Source organism: Sulfurimonas sp., from assembly GCF_032250635.1.
GTDB lineage: Bacteria > Campylobacterota > Campylobacteria > Campylobacterales > Sulfurimonadaceae > Sulfurimonas.
The window spans coordinates 1-3,409 of the sequence record NZ_JAVVFL010000219.1; the positions used below are offsets into that span (position 1 = coordinate 1).

2 protein-coding genes are annotated in these 3,409 nt (G+C 35.2%); both read left to right on the plus strand.

From position 1 onward, the window contains the following. Window positions 1-184 precede the first annotated feature (184 nt). Window positions 185-2,785: an EAL domain-containing protein gene (locus RQ763_RS10875; protein WP_314152984.1), complete on the plus strand. Its 2,601-nt coding sequence runs from the start codon at window positions 185-187 to the stop codon at window positions 2,783-2,785. 6 nt (window positions 2,786-2,791) lie between these two features. Beyond that, the gene (locus tag RQ763_RS10880) at window positions 2,792-3,364 is read left to right on the plus strand and encodes a CheB methylesterase domain-containing protein (RefSeq protein WP_314152986.1); all 573 of its coding nucleotides are present in this window, start codon (window positions 2,792-2,794) and stop codon (window positions 3,362-3,364) included. The last annotated feature ends 45 nt before the right edge of the window (window positions 3,365-3,409 follow it).

Genomic DNA, 3,409 nt, shown 5'->3' on the forward strand with positions numbered 1-3,409 from the left:
TCTAAATGCTATGACGGATGAGCTGCATGCGAAGCTGGAGACGTTTAGAACGTAAATAAACAATTCCTATTAAAACTCCTTCTATAGGGAGTTTTAGCAACCTCATTTAGATTGACAAATATGGTAAATTTACCTAAAATGTTTAAAAAATAAAAGATTACTTAATGAACAAACAAAGCAACCGATGCCAATCATAAAACTAGATTTAAAATCAAAACTGCTTCTTTTATCGATTATAACAATATCCTTTATTTTGGTACTCTCGTTTATGCTTCTTTTTAAAGCAGCAGATGATAAAAAAAACCTTGTGACGACAAAGTACCGTATCCTTGAAGCACAGGTCATCTCTAGAGTAATCCACTTTATGCAGATAGAGAGAGGGCTTATAACTGGGCTTATCGCTAATGAGAATCTAAATAGTAATGATGATAAGCTTTTATCTGCCATGAATGATTTAGATAGGGCGATTAATGATGCAAAATTTACATATGCACAAACCAAAAACAGCAATAACTACATTATGGATGTTTTAAGTGATGTAAAACTAAACAGAAAATCAATCTATCTACTCAAAATGTCGACGACCGATGCTAAGAGCTACTACACAAAAAATATAGCCACGCTTCTTAATTTTACAAGAACAATCCCCTCCATGATGAATGACAAAGAAAATAGAAACATCATACAGGCGTATACCCATCTATCCTCCGCAAAAGAGGCTTTGGGACAGATAAGAGCTGCTCTCAACGAGGTTTTAATATATGACAAATTCTTCAAAAACACTCTTCTCGCTTTTGCAGGGAATCTTGAGCTATACAATCTAAACAGTATAAGTTTTCAAGCCATAGCGCCCGATAAGATCTTAATATTTTACTACGATACCTTTAAAGGGGATGATGTAGATGAGACTTTTGAGATAATAGATGAGGCATTAAAAAACAAAAATGAAAACCTCTTTAACACAAACGCAGGGTATTGGTTTGAAAAATCAACAAAAACAATAAACCTTTTAAAAGCCGTAGAAGATAAACTTTTTTATGAAGTAAATAAAATAATCAATAGCAAGCTAGACCTTGCTTTTTATGAGATAGCAGCCCTCTCCTTCTTTCTAATCTTTAGCATAATAGCACTTACTGTTTTAATGATAATGGCTATTCGAACTGTTCTATTTAAAACAGATGAGCTTGAGCAGGAGCACAGCGACTCACTTCTGCTTTTAGAGCAGTATAAATCTGCCGTTGATAGGAGTTTTATAGTTTCTAAAACTGATGCACAGGGAATGATTACCTATGTTAATGATGAGTTTTGCAAAATTAGCGGCTATACAAAGAATGAACTTCTAGGAAAGCCTCATAACATTGTAAGGCATCCAGATACCCCAAAAGATACCTTTAAATCTATGTGGCATGCCATAAAAAATCTTAAACAGCCATGGTCGGGGGAGCTTCAAAACCTAAATAAAAACGGAACGTCTTACTGGGTAAAAGCTGTTATAAACCCAATTATGGACAGAGAAGGCAATATTGTAGAATATCTCGGAGTTAGAACAAATATATCAGAGATAAAGAATGCTTCCACAATGGACTTCTTGACAGGTTATGGGAACAGAACCAAGCTAAACAATGACATCAACTCCCTTGAAAATCTCTCAGTTGCCATTTTTAATCTTGACAACTTCAGACAGATAAATGACTTTTACGGTCATGAATTCGGCAACGACGTCATCAAGGGATTGGGAGACAAAATATACAACTCTGTTTTTAGTGACTCTAACCTTAGATTTTACAGACTTCAAGGAGATGAGTTCGTAATACTCGGCACATCATACACAAGAGCACAGTTTGAAGGTATAGTAAAAAATATCTTAGAGGAAATAAAAGAGGGTATAGCACTTGAAAACGAGCAGATATTGATTTCTTGCAGCTGTGGTGTCTCATTTGAAGAGGATAAAAACAGACTTCTCTCTACTGCAAATATGGCACTTAAAATCGCCAAAAAAAGTAACAATAACTACCTTGTTTATAAAGAGAGCATCTCCTTAAACAAAGAGTATGAAAACAATATTATGTGGAGCAAAAAGCTCTCAAACGCACTGAAAAACAAAAATATCATTACCTACTATCAGCCAATTGTAAATAATAAAACTCTCGGTTATGAGAAGTATGAGTGTTTGGTAAGGATGTTAGATGAAGAGAGGATTATATCTCCGTTCTTCTTCTTGGATATTGCAAAGCAGACAAGACAGTATTTCGATATTACAAGAACCGTAATAGAACAATCCTTCGAGATGTTCAAAGATAAAGATGTTGAGTTTTCCATAAACCTCTCCATAGACGATATTTTAGAGCCTCAAATTTCGCAATATATAGTCATGATGCTTGAGAGATACGGGATTGGCTCTAAAATTGTTTTTGAAATTGTAGAGTCTGAATATATCGAAAAATTTGAAGATGTAATAAACTTTATAGCCAAAGTTAAAAAGTATAACTGCAAAATTGCGATTGACGACTTTGGAACAGGATACAGCAACTTTGAGTATCTTATAAAACTAAGAGCTGATTATCTAAAAATTGACGGCTCCCTTATAAAAAATATAGACAAAGATAAAAATGCCTATTTGGTGGTATCGACTATTGTTGATTTCTCCAAAAAACTAGGCATGAAAACCATTGCAGAATATGTAGAGAATGATAAAATTTTCGACATTATAAAAGAGCTTGGTGTCGACTACTCACAAGGCTATAAATTTAGCGAAGCAAAAAAAGATATAGATCAGGGCCGGTGATTGAACATGCAACTGCCTAAAAAGTTAGTAGTGATTGGCGCCTCAACCGGCGGCCCTGGGCAGATAGAGAAGATTATAAAATCTCTGCCTGTTTTAAGAGATACGGTCGTTCTTATAGCCCAACATATGTCTATGGATTTTATACCAAGTTTTACAAAAAGATTAAAAGAGCTTAGCGTCAATACCATTGGCATGGCACAAGATGGCACTTTCATTGAGTCTGGAAATATCTATCTTTGCCATGGGATGACATCTGTTAAAAAAGATGGCTACGGATTGAAATTTCAAGTAGAGTTATCACAACAATATAAGTATAATCCCGATATAAATACGGTATTTAACTCGCTTGTCCCTTTTGCTCAAAGTATAGAGATACTAGGCGTAATACTAACAGGCATCGGCGACGACGGTGTTGATGGATGCAAACAACTCTCGCTTAGTGGCGTGAGAACAGTTACGCAAGACGAGAAGAGCGCTATAGTTGATGGCATGCCAAGCAGAGCAAGAAAAGAGATTCAAAATATTGAGATTGCCGATACGCAGACAATTCAAGAGAAAATAAGGAGCTTTTGCAGCTGATGTTTAGTTTTTTTAGAAATAAAAAGCAGGTTGTAAATACAGCCC